Origin of the sequence: Vibrio sp. 1874 (genome assembly GCF_033344395.1) — a bacterium.
GTDB classification, from domain to species: domain Bacteria; phylum Pseudomonadota; class Gammaproteobacteria; order Enterobacterales; family Vibrionaceae; genus Vibrio; species Vibrio alginolyticus.
Window position 1 is genome coordinate 387,950 of the sequence record NZ_JAWPOR010000001.1, and the last position, 20,865, is coordinate 408,814.

At 44.5% G+C, this 20,865-nt stretch carries 17 protein-coding genes; 11 read left to right on the plus strand and 6 right to left on the minus strand.

Features of this window, described 5'->3' with window-relative positions; genetic code table 11:
• The first annotated feature begins 132 nt into the window (after positions 1–132).
• Both R8N46_RS01785 and R8N46_RS01790 read left to right on the plus strand, forming a co-directional pair.
• Positions 133–1,032 (plus strand): LysR family transcriptional regulator, encoded by a 900-nt coding sequence (locus R8N46_RS01785; RefSeq protein ID WP_005375112.1) that lies wholly within the window; start codon positions 133–135, stop codon positions 1,030–1,032.
• A 120-nt stretch (positions 1,033–1,152) separates the two neighbouring features.
• Positions 1,153–3,186: a prolyl oligopeptidase family serine peptidase gene (locus R8N46_RS01790; RefSeq protein ID WP_115386801.1), complete on the plus strand. Its 2,034-nt coding sequence runs from the start codon at positions 1,153–1,155 to the stop codon at positions 3,184–3,186.
• 242 nt (positions 3,187–3,428) lie between these two features.
• On the opposite strand, the gene R8N46_RS01795 is transcribed toward R8N46_RS01790, so the two are convergent.
• Positions 3,429–5,060, minus strand: coding sequence for an ABC transporter ATP-binding protein (locus R8N46_RS01795; RefSeq protein ID WP_115386800.1), 1,632 nt, complete (start codon positions 5,058–5,060; stop codon positions 3,429–3,431).
• 85 nt (positions 5,061–5,145) lie between these two features.
• Complete coding sequence (locus tag R8N46_RS01800; RefSeq protein ID WP_017635485.1) at positions 5,146–5,643, minus strand: hypothetical protein; 498 nt, start codon at positions 5,641–5,643, stop codon at positions 5,146–5,148.
• A gap of 187 nt (positions 5,644–5,830) precedes the next feature.
• On the opposite strand from R8N46_RS01800, the gene R8N46_RS01805 reads away from it, so the two are divergent.
• The 3 genes from R8N46_RS01805 (at position 5,831) to R8N46_RS01815 (ending at position 11,480) form a co-directional block, all read left to right on the plus strand.
• Positions 5,831–8,191 (plus strand): Lon protease family protein, encoded by a 2,361-nt coding sequence (locus R8N46_RS01805; protein ID WP_005375118.1) that lies wholly within the window; start codon positions 5,831–5,833, stop codon positions 8,189–8,191.
• Positions 8,192–8,494: 303 nt separating this feature from the next.
• Positions 8,495–10,123, plus strand: a complete 1,629-nt coding sequence (locus R8N46_RS01810; protein WP_005375120.1) for a methyl-accepting chemotaxis protein — start codon at positions 8,495–8,497, stop codon at positions 10,121–10,123.
• 397 nt (positions 10,124–10,520) lie between these two features.
• On the plus strand, positions 10,521–11,480 hold the full coding sequence (locus R8N46_RS01815) for a porin (RefSeq protein ID WP_064354918.1): 960 nt from the start codon (positions 10,521–10,523) through the stop codon (positions 11,478–11,480).
• A 124-nt stretch (positions 11,481–11,604) separates the two neighbouring features.
• Here R8N46_RS01815 and R8N46_RS01820 read toward each other — a convergent pair whose 3' ends face one another.
• Positions 11,605–12,351 carry a flagellar brake protein gene (locus R8N46_RS01820; RefSeq protein ID WP_085569376.1) on the minus strand — a complete coding sequence of 249 codons (747 nt, stop codon included), beginning with the start codon at positions 12,349–12,351 and terminating at the stop codon, positions 11,605–11,607.
• A 127-nt stretch (positions 12,352–12,478) separates the two neighbouring features.
• On the opposite strand from R8N46_RS01820, the gene R8N46_RS01825 reads away from it, so the two are divergent.
• Positions 12,479–12,754, plus strand: coding sequence for a GNAT family N-acetyltransferase (locus tag R8N46_RS01825; RefSeq protein ID WP_017635482.1), 276 nt, complete (start codon positions 12,479–12,481; stop codon positions 12,752–12,754).
• Positions 12,751–13,728, plus strand: coding sequence for a phosphotransferase (locus tag R8N46_RS01830; protein WP_213972191.1), 978 nt, complete (start codon positions 12,751–12,753; stop codon positions 13,726–13,728). Before R8N46_RS01825 ends, R8N46_RS01830 begins: the two co-directional genes overlap by 4 nt.
• Positions 13,729–13,774: 46 nt before the next feature.
• On the opposite strand, the gene R8N46_RS01835 is transcribed toward R8N46_RS01830, so the two are convergent.
• Positions 13,775–14,275: a GNAT family N-acetyltransferase gene (locus tag R8N46_RS01835; protein WP_213910484.1), complete on the minus strand. Its 501-nt coding sequence runs from the start codon at positions 14,273–14,275 to the stop codon at positions 13,775–13,777.
• A 396-nt stretch (positions 14,276–14,671) separates the two neighbouring features.
• Here R8N46_RS01835 and napG point away from each other — a divergent pair, with 396 nt between their 5' ends.
• The 4 genes from napG to R8N46_RS01855 all read left to right on the plus strand — a co-directional run bounded on the left by napG (position 14,672) and on the right by R8N46_RS01855 (position 18,165).
• Complete coding sequence (gene napG / locus R8N46_RS01840) at positions 14,672–15,442, plus strand: ferredoxin-type protein NapG (protein WP_005375127.1); 771 nt, start codon at positions 14,672–14,674, stop codon at positions 15,440–15,442.
• Complete coding sequence (gene napH / locus R8N46_RS01845) at positions 15,442–16,296, plus strand: quinol dehydrogenase ferredoxin subunit NapH (protein WP_213910477.1); 855 nt, start codon at positions 15,442–15,444, stop codon at positions 16,294–16,296. Before napG ends, napH begins: the two co-directional genes overlap by 1 nt.
• Before the next feature lie 199 nt (positions 16,297–16,495).
• Positions 16,496–17,677: an MFS transporter gene (locus tag R8N46_RS01850; RefSeq protein WP_005375129.1), complete on the plus strand. Its 1,182-nt coding sequence runs from the start codon at positions 16,496–16,498 to the stop codon at positions 17,675–17,677.
• Positions 17,678–17,883: 206 nt separating this feature from the next.
• Complete coding sequence (locus tag R8N46_RS01855; protein ID WP_025768568.1) at positions 17,884–18,165, plus strand: YrhK family protein; 282 nt, start codon at positions 17,884–17,886, stop codon at positions 18,163–18,165.
• 122 nt (positions 18,166–18,287) lie between these two features.
• Here R8N46_RS01855 and R8N46_RS01860 read toward each other — a convergent pair whose 3' ends face one another.
• Positions 18,288–19,127: an energy-coupling factor transporter transmembrane component T family protein gene (locus R8N46_RS01860; RefSeq protein ID WP_138939430.1), complete on the minus strand. Its 840-nt coding sequence runs from the start codon at positions 19,125–19,127 to the stop codon at positions 18,288–18,290.
• Complete coding sequence (locus R8N46_RS01865) at positions 19,124–20,863, minus strand: ABC transporter ATP-binding protein (RefSeq protein WP_047104520.1); 1,740 nt, start codon at positions 20,861–20,863, stop codon at positions 19,124–19,126. The genes R8N46_RS01860 and R8N46_RS01865 overlap by 4 nt, the downstream gene beginning before the upstream one ends.
• Positions 20,864–20,865: the final 2 nt, after the last annotated feature.

The window sequence follows — 20,865 nt, forward strand, 5'->3', positions numbered from 1 at the left end:
ACGGTGTCAATCCGCTGTAGAGGTGACTTTTTGTTGTAATGGTTTTGTTAATTTGGCGTGAATTTACTCCTTTATTTTTTGTTGATATAGGGAAATAATGAAAATAATTAATTCCAAAAGTGACATAATGGTATGAGAGCAGACGACTTAATCCTATTTTCTCAAGTAATCGAACTTGGCAGCTTTAGTAAGGTTGCAGAGGCAAATAACCTTACAAATTCGGTAGTTAGCAAAAGAATGGCGAGGTTGGAGGAAGAAATAGGGGCTCAGCTATTATATCGAACAACGCGCAAATTAACCTTGACCGAGGCAGGTAAGGTGTTACTCCACAGTGCTAAAAATGTGAAGCAGGCCACTCAGGAGGCTATGGATGCTGTTGCAGGCTTTGGAGAGAATGTGAGCGGTCATATAAAAATGTCCGTGCCGTGTATCTCTGGAGATTTGATACTTGCTGATGCTGTTGCCGAATTTTGTAACCTTCATCCGGGTCTGACCGTGGACATGTCATTGGATAATCGCTTTGTCGATTTAGTGGCTGATGGTTACGATTTAGTCATTCGAACTGGCTACTTAGCCGACTCTAGTTTGATCGCACGACATATTCTCGATTCCCAATGGGTGGTATGCGCGTCACCTTCTTATATTGCGAAAAATGGGAAACCGATCGAGCCGATTGATCTCACCACGCACAATTGTCTGCAATACGCTTACCAAACCACAGGTGCAACGGATTGGGAGTTTAAAGGAGAAGATGGCAATTACATCGTCAAAGTATCGGGCTGCTTTTCTACTGATAACGCGACCGCATTACGTAAAGCCGCTCTGGGCGGCCATGGTATTGCTTACGTCCCGCGCTGTTTGGTGTATCACGATATTCGTAATGGTCAACTGGTGGATATTTTTCCTGAATTAGTAGGTAAAAAGTTGGGTATCTACGCGGTGTATCCGTTTACTCGTCAACCACCGAACAAAGTGAAGCTGCTTATTGAGCACATTCGTGACCGATACTTAACGATATCTCATTATTTCTAGGTTCTTCATAGATTTAAAACAATGTCGTTGAAATCAAAATAGGGTGCTCTAAGGTAATCACCGCAATAAAACGATTGAAGATAAACAACTTAATAAAAACAACGGAGTAACACGGACGTTATGCATTACCCAAAAACACGTAAAGATTCTGTCGTGGACACTTATTTTGGTCACGACATTACCGACCCTTATCGCTGGTTAGAAGATGATCGCAGTGAAGAAACCGCTCAATGGGTTTCGGGTCAAAATTCGGTCACCTTCGATTTCCTTGGTCAGATACCGTACCGCCAACAAATCCGTGACTTAGTGGCGAAGAGTCAAAACTACGAAAAATATTCCCAGCCATTTGTTCGTGGTGACTACACCTACTTCTACAAAAACGACGGTTTGCAAAACCAAAGCGTATTGTATCGACGTAAAGGCGAGGGAGAAGCCGAGGTTTTCCTTGATCCAAATACTTTCTCCGAAGAGGGCACGACCTCTCTTGGCGAAGTCAGCTTCTCTAAAGACTACCGTTTGGTCGCGTATTCCATCTCGGAAGGGGGCAGTGATTGGCGTAAGATCTTTGTCATTGATACGGAAACCAAAGAACAGCTAGAGCCTGAGATTGTTGATGCGAAGTTTACGTCGATTTCTTGGCTGGGCAGCAAAGGCTTCTATTACTCAAGCTACGATAAGCCGCAAGGCAGCGAGTTGTCTGCTCGAACTGAGCATCACAAGCTTTATTATCATGAACTTGGTACACCTCAATCTGAAGATAAAGTGATTTTCGGTGAGTTGGATACGCAAGTTCATCGTTATGTGTCTGGTACGACGACGACAGATGATCGCTTCCTCATTATCTCTGGCGCAGAATCTACATCGGGTAATCGTCTGTTTTATATTGATTTACAGTCTGAGTTACAGGCAATTGTGACGCTGCGCGAGACAACGCAAGGCGACACCTACTTAATTGATAGCCAAGACGCAACCTTGCTGCTTTACACCAACCTAGACGCGCCGAATGGCAAAGTTGTCAGCTACAACACTCAGACAGAACAATGGGCTGACGTGATTGCTGAACAAGAACAGCCGTTAGAAATCAGCAAAGGTGGCGGTTATCTGTTTGCGACTTATATGGTAGATGTGCTTTCTAAAGTGCAGCAGTTTAACTACCAAGGTGAGTGGATTCGAGATGTACAATTGCCGGGAGAAGGCACGGCTTATGGTCTGGCGGGTAAAAAAGAAGAAACCACACTTTATTACACATTCACTAACTACGTGACGCCTCCGACGATTTTCTCATTTGATGTCGAATCTGGTGAATCGACACTGTTTCAGGAATCAAAGGCACCGTTCGATCGTAATGAGTATGAATCAAAACAGGTGTTTTACACCTCAAAAGACGGCACGCAAGTTCCGATGATCATCTCATACAAGAAGGGCATTGCACTTGATGGTAGAGCACCAACCATGTTGTATGGTTACGGCGGTTTTAACATCAGCCTTACTCCAATGTTTTCTGGCAATGTAGCCAACTGGCTAGAGTTGGGGGGTATATACGCTGTCGCCAACATGCGAGGCGGCGGTGAATACGGTAAAGCCTGGCACAACGCAGGCACTCAGCAGCAAAAGCAAAACGTGTTTGATGACTTTATTGCGGCGGCGGAATACCTGATTGAAAACGACTACACTAGCTCGGATCGCCTAGCGATTCGCGGTGGTTCTAATGGTGGTTTGTTAGTTGGAGCGTGTATGACGCAACGCCCTGAACTATTCAAAGTCGCGCTGCCTGCGGTTGGCGTGCTTGATATGCTGCGTTATCACACGTTTACTTCTGGAGAAGGCTGGAAGTATGACTATGGCACGTCGGAGCAAAGTGAAGCGATGTTCCAATACTTGCTTGGTTACTCTCCTGTTCACAATGTAAAAGAAGGCGTGCAATATCCTGCTACCTTGGTGACAACTGCTGATCACGACGACCGAGTTGTGCCAGCACATTCGTACAAATTTATTGCGGAGCTGCAAGACAAACAGCAAGGCGCTAATCCAGTATTGATACGCATTGATGTTAATGCCGGTCATGGTGCAGGAATGCCGCTGAGTAAGCAAATTGACCTCACCACAGACGTGTATGCATTTACGTTACATAATATGGGTATTGAGTCGATTTAATGCCCTAGTTGTTAGAAACTTCTGAGAATAAAAAAATGCCGCGACAGTGTCGCGGCATTTTTCATGGTTGGGGGAACTCAATTCATACTGTTTGCCAGTATTTGAGCCAGGTTGACTAAGTCTGACCCTTGAACCAACCAGTCTCGGCGGCCAAACCGAAAGGCAGCTACGCCATTCTTAAGACAAGATGAATTTATCACCTTTTCTTAATCCTAGTTTATGAATATGAAACTGTGATGAACCTAAGCCGCATTGTGCTGATTTTCACTGTTTTCAAGATCAAATGAGGCATCTATCAGTTTTTTCGTGTAGTCATTTTTAGGGTTTTGGAAAATCTTTTCGGCCGTACCTTGTTCCATGACCTCGCCCTTTTGCATGACTAGAACACGATCAGAGAGTGCTTTAACTACTGATAGATCGTGGCTAATAAACAAGTAGCCAATATTGTGTTTTTTCTGCAAATCTTTCAGAAGGTCAATCACTGTCAGTTGCACCGAGCGGTCTAATGCAGAGGTTGGCTCATCAAGCAGAATAAACGAAGGTTCAAGGATCAGTGCTCGCGCGATAGCAATACGCTGACGCTGGCCTCCTGAAAACTCGTGCGGATAACGGTTGATGGACGCGGGATCTAAGCGGACCTCACGGAGCACGTCGCGTGCTTTCTGCATACGTTCTTTTTTACTCAACATTGGTTGGTGGACAGTTAATCCTTCTGTGATGATCTCGCCGATAGTCATACGAGGAGAAAGCGAACCATAAGGGTCTTGGAATACCATCTGAACGTCTTTTTTCAGCTCAAAACGTTCTTTGTTTGTCAGCAAGGCCATATCTTGGCCTTTATATTCTATTTTGCCAGTTGAGGGCAGTAGACCTATCAAAGCTCGGCCGAGTGTAGACTTACCTGAACCGGACTCCCCAACGATCCCGAGGGTCTCTCCTTGTTTAAGCTCAAGAGAAATGCCTTTTACCGCTTCGAAGTACTCATTCTTGCTCGCAATAAAATGCGACTTTACCAAGAATTTGACTCGTATATCGTCGGCCTTTAAAAGCTGTGTAGCACTTTCGCTAATAGGCTCCTTACTGCCTTTAGGAATCGAGTTGATTAGCATACGTGTGTATTCGTGCTTTGGGTCCTCGAAGAGTGTTTGCGTTTCGCCTTCTTCGACGACTTCTCCTTTACACATCACAATGACACGGTCTGCAAAGTGTTTTACGACGCCTAAGTCATGAGTAATAAATAGGATTGCCATGCCCATCTGAGCCTGAATTTCTTTAATCAGGTGCAACACTTCTGCTTGAACCGTGACATCCAACGCTGTTGTAGGTTCGTCGGCGATCAAAATATCGGGCTCGTTAATCAGTGCCATCGCAATCATGATGCGTTGCAATTGACCACCAGAAAATTCGTGTGGGTACTTGTTGTACGCTTTTTCTGGGTTTGGCATATGAACCAATTCAAACAGCTCTAACACCTTTGCTTTTGCTGTTCGTCTGTCGACCGGGCGGTGACACATGATGGCCTCAGCGACTTGGATACCCACCCGCATGTACGGGTTTAGTGAGGTCATCGGCTCTTGAAAAATCATGCCAATGCGATCACCGCGAATACTTTGCATTTCACGCTCTGTTTTATCCAAGATGGAGCTACCCTCGAACATGATGGATGAGTTTTCATGCAAAATAGCGTTGTCTGGCAGTAGTTTCATCAGTGCATTGGTTGATACTGACTTGCCAGAGCCAGATTCGCCAACGATGGACAGCGTCTCGCCTGCTTTTAAATCGAAGCTAACATTCTTTACTGCATCGACGATCCCATCGTTTGTCGTAAAGCTGACTGATAGGTTGTTCACCGAAAGAATGGTTTTAGAAGACATCACAGATCCTTGTGGTTGATAAAGCAAATGATACTCAAGCAATGGACAGTACAAACCTAGCTGGCCTCAATGCTTGAGCTTTAGATTAATTATACAGGTGAGAAGGCGAAGCTTTTGCCGAACTCATTGCTTGCAAATGTAAGAACTGCTCATGCGCGCGCGTTACGTGCTCGAGTTCTATCATCCATTGAGCATTACGTTGGGCAGAGCAAAATGCCGCCATGTGAGCTAATAAGTCTTCGCTCTGTTGACCAAGTAGGTGACCTACGCGCTCAATCAGTTCATGGCTCTCTAGCTGCAAAAATTGAAATAGCGCGTAAGTTTGATTGAGTATTGAGAACGCATCATGCTGTAAGCCGAGTTTGTTGAGAATCTCTGATTGCGTCACGCTAGCATCTCTAAGTCCCGTAATGAGACATACAAATTGGCAAGGTTTAGTTTGTGCATTTTCTAGCGCTAAATGAATGTGGTTGGGTAGATTGTTGAGCACGTCGTCATATAAACGATGAGCTTCTGGCCAATGGCCTTGTTCCATCAGTTGCTCCGCTTTTAAGTAGCGCATCCAGCATTGCTCAATATTCATATCCATCTCCACAACATTTGATTTGTTTAGATATTAAATGAAATTAATTATCAATTGCAAGTGCATGTTAATATCACTTATGTGTTCATAAAATGTCCAATCAATCTAGGGTGGAAGGTAAATCACTTAAAATTAAGCAAATAATCTCTACACTCAAATAACGAAAATAAGAAAAAAGGAAGTGGATATGGCAATACTAAGATTGGAAGCTAAGCAGCTATATTCTGTAGCAGATCTAGAGAATATGCCATGTAAGTCGACCAAGGAGTTACCTCCAATTGATGAAATCGTGGGCCAAGAGCGCGCGCAAAAAGCGGTCGAGTTTGCGATGTCCATCAAAGAGAAAGGGTATAACATCTACGCCATTGGTCAGAATGGGCTAGGTAAACGCACCATGATCTTGCGCTATCTGAATCGTCACCAGCACGATGCAGCAGCCCTGTTTGATTGGTGTTACGTTGCGAACTTTGAGGATACCCGTACACCAAAGGTATTAAAGTTGCCTTGTGGTATCGGAAATAAGCTACGTGTTGATATTGAAGCTTTAATGGGCAAATTATTGAATGCTTTACCCCTAGCATTCGACAATGAAATGTACTTTAGCCGCGCTGAGCGATTAAAAAATCAATTGGCAGCTAAGCAACAAAACGAGCTGGATCGTATTAGTCGAGAGGCAAAAGAAAAGGGCATCAGCCTAACACTGACTACGCAGGGGGATTATCAGTTTGTCGCCATGAACGGTGATGAGCTTCATACGGAAGAGTCTTTTGATGTACTAAGCAAAAAAGAACAAGAGCAATTCAGCGATGCTATTGATGAACTCGAAGTGCGATTGCGCTCGATGGTTCGTGAGCTTACGGAGTGGGAAGAGACATACAGCGATAAAATCAAAAAGCTCAATGATGAAGTGACGCTTGATGTGATTACTCACTTCATCAAAAAACTCAAAGTGGATTACGCGCAATATTCCGAAATCAAAACCTACTTAACTGAGCTGCAAAAAGATATTGTTGAAAACGCAGATATCTTCCTTGACCAAAGTGGCGAGCAAGGCGAAATTGCGACGGCATCCTTGGATAAAAAATTGCCACGTCGTTATAAAGTGAACGTCTTGGTAAGCCGTAAAAGCAGCGAATTTCCTATCGTTGTTGAAGAAAATCCCAACTATCATTCACTCTTCGGGTCGATTGAGACTGCCACTTTCAAGGGAACGGTGTTTACCGACTTCTCGCTGATTCGTGCAGGGAGCTTGCATAAGGCGAATGGCGGCGTTCTATTAATGGATGCTCAGAAAGTACTTGAACAGCCTTACGTTTGGGATGGTTTGAAGCGCGCATTGCGTGCTCGTCAATTGAGTTTTACGTCTCTAGAAAAAGAAGTCACATTGACGGGGGCGGTATCACTCGATCCTGAACCGATTCCGCTTGATATCAAAATTATCTTATTTGGTGATTACCGAACTTACCAATTACTCCAACATTACGATCCAGAGTTCAGCGAGTTGTTCCGTGTGACGGCAGATTTCGAAGACGAAATGAAACGTACGCCGGAGTCTGAGCTGCATTACGCGCGCTTTATCTCTAGCGTGGTGCATGACAATAATATGCTGCATTGCGATCGCAAAGCCATTGCTCGAATCATCGAATACAGCTCACGTTTGTCTGGCGACCAATCCAAGCTATCTCTACATTCGGCTAATATCGCCAACTTGCTTCGAGAGTCGAACTACGTGGCTCGTCAAGCTAACTCTAACATGATCCGTATTGGGCATGTTGAAGAGGCGCTCAATAACCAAGAAATGCGAGTAAGCCGATTACGCGATAACGTAATGGAAACCTTTATTAACGGCACAACGCTGATTCGCACCGAAGGAGAAGCCGTAGGCCAAGTGAACGCACTTTCGGTATTGAGCACTAGTGACTACATGTTTGGTGCACCGAATCGCATCACAGCGACGACGTGTTACGGTGATGGGGATGTTATCGATATCGAGCGCAGCGTGGATTTGGGGGGCAGTATTCACTCTAAGGGCGTAATGATTTTGTCTGCCTACTTATCTTCCGTATTTGGTAAAACGGCACGAGTGCCATTAACGACAACCATTACCTTTGAGCAATCTTATGGTGGTGTTGATGGTGATAGTGCCAGCATGGCTGAGTTATGTGCGGTTGTGTCTGCTTTTTCAAAGCAACCAAACCGACAAGACATTGCGATAACAGGGTCGATGAATCAATTTGGTCAAGCTCAGCCTATTGGTGGCGTAAACGAAAAGATCGAAGGCTTTTATGATGTGTGTGTAATTAAAGGTCGTCATGACGGGCAGGGAGTCATTATTCCGCGCTCTAATGTTCACAATCTAATGCTTCGTTCCGACATCGTGAAAGCAGTCGAAAAAGGCGAGTTTAATATTTGGGCGATTGACCATGTTACTGAAGCTATCGAATTGTTTACGGGGAAAGTTGCTGGTGAGCCAACCGATGAAGGTTCTTATCCAATCGATACCATTTTTGGCCTTGCTCAAGCTAAGCTCAATTCGTTGAGAAAATAGGCTGAAACCGTCCTAAATGTGAATGTATCTCATCATAAGTGATCATAAGTGATCATAAGTTATCATAACGACAATATCCCGACGCTACTGTCGGGATATTGTCAATAACAGATTGAAAATGGAGAGTTTTTGTACTAGACAAAAGTGTGATCGACCTCTAATATTCGCCACTTGTTTATTCGTCTGGGATTTATCCCGTCGCAAGGAAGCATAGATATTCAAACTGCCGAAAAGTAACGTTGTTATAAGCACTGCTCGAGTTTGTTTGGATATAGACATCACGCATACAACTGAGGCCCTGTCATGCAGTTATCACTGAAAAATTTGTCAGTACGAACGCAAATTTTGGTTCCGGTATTATTTACCGCGATTGTTTTGTTTATTGCTCTTTGGATTACTAAAAACAATCTTCAAGCAGAGCAAGATGTTATTGCTTCCAACCAAGAATCTTTGGTTTTTCACAAAGACACATTGGCGAGTATTGACGACCAAATTTACCCTCTGCGCATAAGCGCGGTTTACGCTATTTACGATGCTTCTCGTCGTGAGAATTTTCTAACCGAATTGAAAGAAGGCTTAAAGCAAGTTGATGCCGATTTAAGCGCAATTGAAGCCCGAAACCTATTCCGTGACGATGCCGTTAAAGTTCGCCAAGCAATTGAATCCTATGTGCGATATTCAGAGCGCTCAGTTGCTTTCTTCAACCAATACGATCAAGGTTTGAAATCGGATAGCGAGTACCGTGCATTTGTCAAAGAGTATCGCAATGTTGGCCGAGAAATGGTCCAACAAATTAACACGCTATCAAAGCATGTAAACGAGCAAGCTGAACAATCTACTATCAGAAGCCATCAGCAAAATGAACGTGTGCAAAATAACGCTATGTTGACGGTTTTAGCGGTATTTGCTTTCTCATTGATAGGCGCTTGGTTCCTATCTGGCATGATTGTTACACCAATCCAAAAACTGCAAGAAGTGATGCGTCAGTTAGCAATGGGTAATCTATCAGTACGTGCAGATGTCGATGGGGACAATGAGATCTCTAAGCTGAGCAAAGATGTAAACCAAACCGCAGAGCAGTTATACAACACTGTGGACCAGTTAACCCGTATTAGTGAGGAAGTTGCATCTGCATCGACCGAATTGGCTGCGGTAATGACGCAAGCGGAAGCGAACGCTCAACAAGAGTTGGCGGAGATCGAGCAAGTTGCATCTGCGGTTAATGAGCTTGCAAGCACTGCGAATAATGTGAGTGATAACGCGACCTCTGCTGACGCAACTGCGCGTGAAGCTGATGGACTTGCTCAATCAGGTTTGGCCATCTTCCAAGAAAGTGCGGAAGCAAGTGCGCAAATGTCTCAAGCATTGAACGATGCAGCGCAAGTTGTTTTGCGTCTAAAAGAGCAATCTGTACAGATCAACGATGTTATTGAAGTGATTCGCGGCGTATCTGAGCAGACCAACTTGCTAGCATTGAATGCTGCGATTGAAGCGGCGCGAGCTGGTGAGTCTGGTCGTGGTTTTGCGGTAGTAGCTGATGAAGTACGCATGCTAGCAGCTCGTACTCAAGACTCGACACAAGAGATCCAAACGATCATTGAAGAGCTTCAAGCGCAGTCTGGGCTGGCGAATGACAGTATGCAAGTCAGCCTTGATATGCTTAGCCGCAACAACGAGCTGACGCAACAAGCGAATGAAGCGTTGGTTGGAATTACCGAGTCGGTCGCCAACATCAACGATTCAAACACGCAAGTAGCAACCGCAGCCGAAGAGCAGTCTCAAGTTACTCAAGATATCAATCGCAACGTGGTTAACATGTCGGAGCTTGTAAACCAAAACGTAGCGGGCATCAGCCAAAGTGCAAGTGCGAGTACTGAGCTTTCATTACTTGCAGAGAAGCAGAAAGAGCAATTAAGTTTCTTTAAGCTTTAATTCATCATCTACTTATCAAATCTCTAAATCCCTGAGTGAATGCTCAGGGATTTTTTTGTTTGTAATAATCGGATTTATTATCAATAAGTCTATCTAAAACAGTCAGTTAACAAGATTTTTTTGCGGGCAATATCACGTTTTGTGATATTGTTTTTACATTTTTTTCGTCAATTTTTTTTTGACGCGAACATTTTTTTTAACTCAACCGATAACTTGATGGTTGAGAGGTATTCATATCGTCATTTTAAGTGGTGTTTTCTTCTATAAGTGCTGTTTATTCAACACGTTGCGTGAAAAATAACAGCTGCTACTATGCCGCCAGTTTTCTCGTTGGTACAGAAAAGTCCTGTTTTTCTGGTGAGAAAACACATATAAAACAATGATATGGAAAATAACAATGAAATTAAAAACTTTAGCTGTAGCAGTGGCGCTAATGGCATCAGGATCTCAAGTTGTCGCTTCAGAACTATACAACCAAGATGGCACTTCTCTTGAGATGGGCGGCCGCGCTGAAGCGCGTCTTTCTATGATGGATGGTAAGGCAGAAGACCGTACTCGCATCCGTCTTAACTTCCTAGGCAAACAGGAAATCAATGAAAACCTATACGGCGTTGGTTTTTGGGAAGGTGAGTTCAAAACAAAAGAAGAAGGTGCCGTAGATAACAATAGTGATCTTGAAACTCGTTACGCTTATGCAGGTCTGGGTGGCAAATACGGTGAAGTAACTTACGGTAAAAACGACGGCGCACTAGTGGTTCTTACTGACTTTACTGACATTATGGCTTACCACGGTAACACAGCAGCACTTAAACTGCCTGTTTCTGACCGTACAGATAACATGCTGTCTTACAAAGGCCAATTCGAGCAACTAGCTGTACGCGCTAGCTACCGTTTTGCTGATCGCACAACAGATGCACAAGGCTTTACAGACAACGAGGAAGATGGCTTCTCTCTATCTGGTGTTTACGCGTTTGCTAACACTGGTTTTGAACTAGGTGCTGGTTACGCAGATCAAAACGACAGCGATGAGTTCATGCTGGTAGCTGCATACTCTGTAGGTGACTTCTACTTCGCTGGTAACTACACTGGCGCGGATATGGATGTTGCAGGTAAGACTTTTGATTACAAAGGCTACGAACTAGCCGCTGCTTACACTATGGGTCAAACTGTATTCACTTCTACGTTCAACAAAGGTGAACTAGAAGACGCAGATACTGTAGAAAACCTAGCTGTTGATGTAACTTACTACTTCAAGCCTAACTTCCGTGGCTACGCATCATACAACTTCGATCTAATGGATAACGAAGGCGCGGCTGAAAAAGATGAGCTAGCGCTAGGTCTACGTTACGACTTCTAAGTCATGACTCTTATCTAAGATACTGCCTTATTCTTAGTAAATAAAAACCCCTTACTGAAAAGTAAGGGGTTTCTTGTTTTCTAGCACTTCAAAGCTTCTTGATAAGCGATAGGGGTGATCAAATCTATCTTTTTAGTGTGAGCTTAGTACCATCAAATTTGAGGTGACTGAGGAGGTTTTTAGCGTTGTTTTTACCAACCTCATCAAACTCCATTCCGTAGCGAGCATAGTGCGTTGATTTTTGTAAATTACAAATACGACCTCGCAACGGCGCTAGCATACGACTTTCTCCGGGCATCGTTAGATCCAATGAAACGTGGTCACCAACCTGAAGTGGTCGGCTCATTGGTGATGTTACAAAACGACAGCCACTACGAGATAAATCTCTTATTTCGCATTCAGTTCGATAGGCTTCTAAACAAACACGCGCTCTCAAATTTACTTCGTAACGCACTTCTTTGCGAAGCTGAAAGACCTGCATAGTGTTGGGTAGGTCTAGCACCAAAATTGGGTACGGATCGCCTAGTCGATGCTGTAATTGGGCCCGAAATGGGATAACGGCCCCTTCACCTCGATGAGAGTAGGCTTTTACATTGATCCAAAAGCCTTCTTGAAAATAGAACTTCAAGTCTTCATCGGAGATGTTCGGAACCTCTATCAATGCAGTATTATTTGAGTGACAGCCAACAAATGTGCTGCTTGTAATAAACTTTGTACCAACGGGGGTGGTGACGTTTAAGCTCACTTCACTGCCATGTTCGACCATTGCCATTGCATCGGTGCTATTTAATGTACTTGCCTGACGTTCTGGTGCCTTCTTGCTTTGCAGAGGTAGCTTGCCGTCTCTGGCAATTGGGCTCATATTTCTCATTATAATTGTCGTACCTGATGTAAGAAGGTAATCGCGTGAGGCGAAGCAGCACTCTCGCATGGTATCGATTTTATTCAGTGATATAGTTTGATTCAATCAATCTGTAACAAAAATTAGAGAGCAAGATATGCATAAAGTAACTCATGAGACCACGAATAGTACATTCTGGGTTGATTTAGAGCAGGGTTATAAAGCCAAGGTGATTTATCAGCTTAAGGGTAATGTCATGCACATTACATCAACGGTTGTTCCTGAAGCACTGCGAGGTAAGGGGTACGGAAAAGTGATGATGGAAGCGGTGTTGCCAGAAATTGAGTCACTCGGTTATCAAATCAAACCAGTTTGCCCATATGTTATTCACTATATGGAGAAGAACCAAACGTGGTCACATCTGCTCGCATGATGAGTAACAACCACCAATGCTACCAAAATATTGGCCAGGAACTCAATCTCGGTAATTACCGCTCTGTAGAAGTAATACAATCGCTATGGGGAGGCTATGGGGAGTTAGTCCGAGTTACTTATTCAACTCGTTCGGTGATCATTAAGCATGTAAAACTCCCTAAGCCTTCAGAGCATCCTAGAGGCTGGAATACGGACCGTTCTCATCAAAGAAAGTTGCATTCTTATCAGGTGGAAGTGAATTGGTATGAGCATTTTTCCGGAGGGGTGGATACTCGCTGCCGAGTACCACAAGGTCTAAAAACGTTCCAATCGGAGAATGAATGGCTCATTGTGATGGAAGATCTCGCCGAGGTGGGCTTTCCAAAAGTCATCACAGATGCACAGCTAGAGCATCTACAAGCCTGCCTCACTTGGTTGGCGAACTTTCATGCGCGATACATCGATGTTCGTTCGGATAAGTTGTGGCATACCGGAACATACTGGCACTTAGCAACCAGACCCGACGAGCTTGAAGCATTGCAAGACACTGAGCTACAAAATGCGGCTCAATTGATTGATCAAACGCTTTCGCAAGCTAAGTTTAAAACACTAGTACATGGTGATGCCAAATTGGCGAACTTCTGTTTTGATGAAGAAGAATCAAGCGTTGCTGCGGTTGACTTTCAATACGTTGGATGTGGGGGTGCAATGAAAGATGTGGCACTGTTTATGAGTAGCGCCGTTAAGCCAGAACGTTGTGCAGAGATGGAAGTTTGGGTTTTGGATACGTATTTTGCTCAGTTGCAATACTCGCTAATGGTCTATCAACCGAATCTTGACCCTAATGAAGTCGAGCGTGAATGGCGTCCTTTGTTTGCTGTGGCTTGGGCAGACTTTCAGCGATTTGTGAAAGGTTGGAGTTCCGACCACTGGAAGATCAATCCCTACACAGAAGCATTGACTCGCAGAGCGTTGGCTTACTTACGAAAGTGAGTCGAAGTTTAAAAAGAAAAGCCTCCAATTAGTAGGAGGCTTTGTTTTATCTTTGGCCTGGTCTGATGCGCGCCATGTAATAGGTATTGATGAATTCACCATCACGGAAGGAACCGTCAATCGCTTCACCCTCAATTTGAAATCCATGCTTTTTATAAAGCCCAATGGCGGCGTCGTTATCGGCATTGACCTCTATCTGAATTCTTCTCACATTTAACCAGTTATCTGCTAGTTCAGTGACTGTTTCTATCAATTTGCTACCAATACCGAGTCCGTGGAAACTATCATGTACTCCGATGCCAAACGATGCCGTGTGCATCGTTCTTGGACGTAGAGAGTGGTTAAAGCCAATATTACCGACGACTTTACCATCAATTTCAGCGACATAGCTATAAACACCATCAGGTATGTTTGACAACCTTTCCACCCACATCGCGAGCGAAGGCTTTGGGAGTTGCAGGGTTTCACGTTGTGCTTTTGGTTGTGAATAGATTTCTACGAGTGCCGCTGCGTCTTCGACGGTCGTTGGACGTACGATAATTTCCATGCCTCTCTCCTTCGCTTTTTAGTTTTAATTTTTAATCTAACCACAGTTTTCTTATTTGGATAGTATTTTTTTATGTTTAATGGATAAATGCCTTTTAAATTAGCTTGTTATGATGTCTTTTTTTTTAATTTTCAGTAGTGATTTATCATCGAATTGAGCGAATAGATTGCAAAGGTGTTGAATTATTGTACTGAGAATGGCGCGTACTGCAGAGTATCGTGGTGAATTTCATGTCGCAGTAAATAAACGCATTTAGTCAAACTGTGACGACGGCACTGTGCGTCAGTTGACTTGAATCAATAGAGGATGGAGTTACCTCCTATGAGGTATAGGGAAACGACACGTTTAGGGCTATTTATGCTTAACTTGATAAGGGAGTTTTGTTGAGGAAATAGCATGAAATCCTCTCAGTCTAAAATATCGCAAAGTCGGCGCCGATTTTTGCGTGATACAGCTCGGACTGCGGCTGGTGTTGGCGCAGCTGCGTGTGTATTGGGCTTACAATCGCTACAAAGCCAAGCTCGAGAAACCAAAGGTGTGCCTATTCGTCCGCCTGGTGCATTGCCGGAAGGCGATTTCGAATCAACTTGTATTCGATGTGGCTTGTGTGTTCAGGCATGTCCTTACGATACCCTGAAACTTGCGACATTACTTTCACCCGTCGCGACTGGCTCACCTTACTTTACTGCACGCGATATTCCCTGCGAAATGTGCGAAGACATTCCTTGTGTTGTCGCTTGTCCGAGTGGGGCGCTGGATCCGAAACTAACCGATATTGATGATGCTCGAATGGGTACAGCGGTTCTTATTGACCATGAAACTTGCCTTAACTGGCAAGGGTTACGATGCGACGTTTGTTATCGCGTTTGTCCGCTGATTGATGAAGCCATCACGTTAGAGATGGTTCACAACGATCGAACTGGCTATCACGCTAAACTTATCCCTACAGTGAATTCCGAAGTGTGTACCGGATGCGGTAAGTGTGAACAAGCGTGCGTGTTGGATGTCGCTGCTATTAAAGTCGTCCCGACGGATTTGGCGAAAGGCAAAGTGGGCAGCCACTACAATTTTGGTTGGAAAGAGCTCGACAAACCACTCGAAAATATCCTCCCTAGTGAGACGCCTGTGCCGGAAGGTGCGCTTGAATCGCTAAAAGGAGGTAAGTAATGGCAAAGAATTTAGCTCAAAATGCTGGCAAAGAAGCGCTTGAAAAGCTTGGTTGGTGGCGCGCGCATCGGTTTTTGATTTTACGTCGGCTATGTCAGTTCACCATCATTGCGCTATTTATGGCTGGGCCGACGCTGGGAATTCTAACTGGTAATCTGTCATCAAGTATGTTGCTCGATACCGTGCCGTTAAGTGACCCGTTAATTGTGCTTCAAGCTTTGGCGACAGGGCATGTTCCGGAGTTTAATGCGTTGTTAGGCGTAGTGATTGTCGTGGTGTTTTACGCGATTTTGGCGCCGCGCGCATTTTGTGCTTGGGTGTGCCCGTTGAACATCGTGACAGACTTGGCGGCGTGGTTGCGTCGAAAGCTCAACATTAAAGCGAGCTATCGTTGGTCTCCCGTGATTCGTTATTGGCTGATCCCTGTTTTGATGTTGGGCAGTGCGCTGTCTGGCGCAATTCTTTGGACATGGTTAGATCCAGTGGCGGCACTGCATCGCGGGTTGGTGTTTGGTATGGGCGCAGGTTGGGTGTTGATCGCCCTAGTGTTCGTGTTGGATTTACTCTTGGTTGAGCATGGGTGGTGTGGGCACTTATGTCCACTGGGGGCTACCTATGGCGTGATAGGCCGAAAAAGCCTGTTGCGCGTTACTGCTGTTCGCCGCGAAGATTGCACCAAATGCATGGATTGCTTTTACGTTTGCCCAGAACCAGAAGTGTTTCGGCAGCCTTTGAAAGAGGGAGATCGTCGAGTTATGGATCAAAACTGCATTAGCTGTGGTCGTTGTTTGGATGTATGTCCAGAACATGTGTTTGAATTTAAAAATCGCCTATCAGTAAAAGTCATTGATTAAGCCACTGAGCACATTTACTCATGATTTATTTCTCTTGATACTTGAACATCGCGCTTAGCCAAGGAATTGAGTGCGATGTTTATCTTCATAACAATATTCCTCAGCCATATCAGCTTGCTCTGGGTTGAAAATAATAATGATATTGCGAATTTGTTACATTTAAAGCTATGATGATGCCTTCATATTTAAAGGAAACATCATGACTACCTCATCGCACGGCTGGAGAACGCCGCAAAATTTCCTCCTGTTAATTTCCATTATCGTGCCCATTGCTTTTTCTACCTGGATGGCGTTGTTGAACAACTTTGTTATAGAGAAAGCAAACTTTGATGGTGCCGACATAGGCCTATTGCAAAGTGTGCGCGAAATTCCGGGTTTTTTGGCCTTTACCGCCGTGTTTGTATTGCTGTTTATCCGAGAGCAACGCTTTATGCTCGTCTCTTTGGCGATGCTTACGCTTGGTACGGCATTAACAGGTTATTTTCCCACTTTGTACGGTCTACTTTTTACAACCTTGTTAATGTCCACCGGCTTCCATTACTTTGAAACACTCAAGCAGTCTTTGTCTTTACAATGGCTATCTAAAGAAGAAGCGCCAGAAATGCTGGGTAAGTTTATTTCTGTTGGAGCTTTGGCTTCTCTGTTTACCTACGGCGCCATTTGGGTTTCGCTCGAACAGCTCAAACTTGATTTTAAAACGGTCTATTTAATGGCTGGTGGTTTAGGTTTTGTGCTCATTTTGGTGATGGCATTTGCCTTCCCACAATTTAAGACAAAAGTTCCTCAGAACAAGAAGCTCATCCTGCGTAAACGTTACTGGTTATACTATGCGCTTACGTTTATGAGTGGAGCACGCCGTCAAATTTTTACGGTATTCGCTGGTTTCTTGATGGTAGAGAAGTTTGGTTACTCCGCCGCAGACATTACGTTGCTGTTCCTGATTAACTATGTCTTTAACTTCTTGTTTGCGAAGCGAATAGGCCGTTTTATCGGCGTTGTTGGTGAGCGCAAAGCGTTGATGTTTGAATACGTCGGTTTGATCTTCGTGTTCGTCGGGTACGGTTTGGTGCAAACGGCAGAGTGGGCGGCAGCATTGTATGTTGTCGATCATTTATTTTTCGCGTTAGCGCTTGCGATTAAAACCTACTTCCAGAAAATTGCCGATCCTGCCGATATGGCGTCGACCGCAGGCGTTGCGTTTACGATTAACCATATTGCTGCAGTTGTAATACCTGTTACGTTTGGTGTCATCTGGCTTGTTTCACCTGCGAGCGTATTTTACATCGGCGCTGGTATGGCAGCAGTGAGCTTGCTGTTGTCACTCAATATTCCAGCGAAGCCGGAAGAAGGCAACGAAACTCGCTTGTTGAAGTGGAGTTAAGTTGGTACTCACTATCTAATCATTAAAGCGAATACCTGTAATTAGACTCGCTAAAAAGGGTGCTTATGCGCCCTTTTCTTTTTATTGCAAATAGATAATCCCTCCAATGGTTGTCAATGCATGCCACGTCCGTTAGGGTTTAGAACTAAGTATTTCGAAATAACTTGGGCATAACTGACGCGAAACAATAAGAGGGGAGCTATACAGTGCAGATACATGGCAGAGAGTTGGATTTAGATCTAGGAAGCCGTCACATCGTTATTCAGCGCCGCTATGAGGCGTTAGGTGCTGCAAACGACCTACTCATTGCTATTTGGTTTTTAATTGGTAGCTTTTTCTTTTTGAATGATTCGTTGATTGAAAGTGGTACTTGGCTTTTCATTGTAGGCAGTGCGCAGTTGATCATTAAGCCCCTGATAAAACTGATGAGTTTAGTTCATGTTGGTCGTTTGAATAAGCAACTTTCTGGCACATCAGCGAGCCGCTGAAATTACCGCTTCTTTTGAATACTTGCAAGCAAGAAGCCAACAGGCGAGTTATCGAGGGGAAAGACGGAAGATAACGTGGTCACAACACTAACCACGTTATGTTCAGTTTGAAGCTTCAGAATTTAAAACGGATACCAGAACAGTTGTGTGTCCATCACACGCTTGCTGATCGCAGCAATCACTATCACCGCAATCCCAGCCATGCAGATCATATCGGCTTTGGTCAGTGGTTTTAAGCTGTACCAAGTGCGAGAGGAGTGGCGGCCAAAACCACGTAGCGTCATCGCGTTTGAGATTTGATCGGCTCTGTCTAAACTAGAGAAAATCAGAGGTCCAAGAATCTTCGCGACGTTCTTCATACGAGTGAACAACGGAGCCTTCTTGCTCAGTTCTACTCCGCGTGCTTGTTGCGCGTGCATGATGTTAACAAAGTCCTTTTTCACTTCCGGCAAGTAGCGCAGCGTTAAGCTTACGGCATAGGCGATTTTGTAAGGTACACCCAAGCGGTTCAAGCTGGCTGAAAACTCCGTCGGGTGAGTGGTAAATACAAACACCAACGCGATTGGAAACATGCTGAAGTATTTCAACGTCACTGTTACTAGGTAAAACAACGTCTCTTGAGTGAGCGAGTAATTACCGGGTAACGAGAGTAAAACCGTTGATGAGCCCATGAATTCAGTACCTTGTTGCGGTGCTAACGCGAACATAAACAGGGCATTGATCAGTAATACCGTGCCTGTACCGAATAACAGCGGTTTGTAGACATGAAAGGGCACTTTGGTCATTTTCAGTAAGCCTAAACCAAGCACGATCAACAGTGCGATGATTCGCAAGTCAAATGTGGTCAACACCACCGTTACCCAAGCAATGAAAAGCAAGAACTTAGTAATGCCATTCAACTTATGAAGTGGTGATTGGGTATCGATGTAGTTGATACCAAACTTCATCTTATTGTCTTTCATGCCACCGCTTTCTCTAGTTGGTTTACGTCGTCGCTTTTTTGTTGGCGGTGCGCTTTTTCTACATTGATAAAGTGCTGCATAAAGCCATTGGTGTCTTCGATGCCAACTTTCGTAGCCAACTCAAACAGACTTGTTGTGGTGAGGTTTGCTTGGTCTAGTAGCTCTGGACTGCTGAATACCTGCGTCATTGGTGCATCCGCGACTAATTTACTGTCTGCAATCACGATAGAGCGCGTGGTGTATTCCAGCACTAAATGCATGTCATGAGAGATGATCATCACGGTTACGCCCAACTCGCGATTGAGCTTTTCGATGAAACTCAGCATAGACGTGTAGTTTCGATAGTCCTGACCTGCCGTCGGTTCATCAAGGATCAGAAGCTCTGGTTCCAATACCAAAATTGACGCAATGGTTACGCGCTTTTTCTGGCCGTAGCTCAATGCTTCGATTGGCCAGTGGCGGTATTTGCTCAAACCGCACAGCTCAAGGACTTCAAGTACTTTAGCTTCGATTTGTTTCTCTTCAACGCCACGATTACGGAGGCCGAAGGCCACTTCGTCGAAAATCATGTGATGGGAAATCATGTGATTCGGGTTTTGCATCACCACGCCCACTTTCTGGCTGCGCTCGAAGATGGTCAGTTCGTTAAGATCTTGACCATTCATACTCATTGAGCCGCTATCCGCTTCAATAACGCCCATAATCAGTTTGGTGATGGTCGATTTACCCGAGCCATTTTTGCCAAGTACAGAGACAAACTCGCCACGCTTGATGTCAAAACTCACGTCTTCTAACGCGTTTTTCTCACCGTCGTAAGAATAGGTGAGGCCACGGACTTCAAGCAAAGTCTCGGCTGGCGTTTTGGGCGGTTGTGCTGTTGAACCATCAAACCATGCTTGTACTGCCGGTTTATATTGCTCCAACGGTAAGGTAGTTAAGCTAGAAGGTTTTGCATCGCCCTCAATCGCGCAGCCTGCTTCTTTCAGTGCTGAAATATAAAGCGGTTCGCGGATGCCGTAATCTTCTAGCAAAGGCGACGCTAAAATTTCATCTGGCGTTGTATCGGCAATGATTTTGCCGCTTTCCATCAAGATAATACGGTCAACTGAGCAATGCAGAACGTCTTCAAGACGATGCTCAATGATTACGATGGTTTTGCCCGTTTCGCGGTGTAGATCATCGATGATCTCGATGGTTTTTTTACCCGTTTTAGGGTCAAGCGCAGCTAGTGGTTCATCAAACAAAAGGATATCGACATCATCGACGAGAATGCCCGCCAAAGAAACACGCTGTTTCTGCCCGCCAGATAAATCGTGGGGTGAGCGTTCTAGCATCTGTTCCAAGTCGACCATTTTGGCCGTGGCTTTGACCAATGGGTACATGTCGATATTTGAAGTTAGCTGGTTCTCCAGCGCAAATGCAATGTCTTCGCCAATGCTCAAACCGACAAATTGGCTGTCCGTATCTTGCAGTACGGTGCCAACTTGCTCAGTGTATTGGTGCATGTCGAAAGGGGCGGTGTCTTGACCATTGATGGTCAATGTTCCACTGGTTTCCCCTTTGATTGCGTGTGGGATCAGTCCGTTAAGACATTGCCCAAGGGTAGATTTACCACTACCACTTGGACCGATAATGACGATTTTCTCTCCTTTCTCTATCCTTAGATTGATATTTTTTAGCGTCGGTTTGTCCAGCGACTCATATCTAAAAGAGAAGTTAGAAAATTCGATTGTCATTC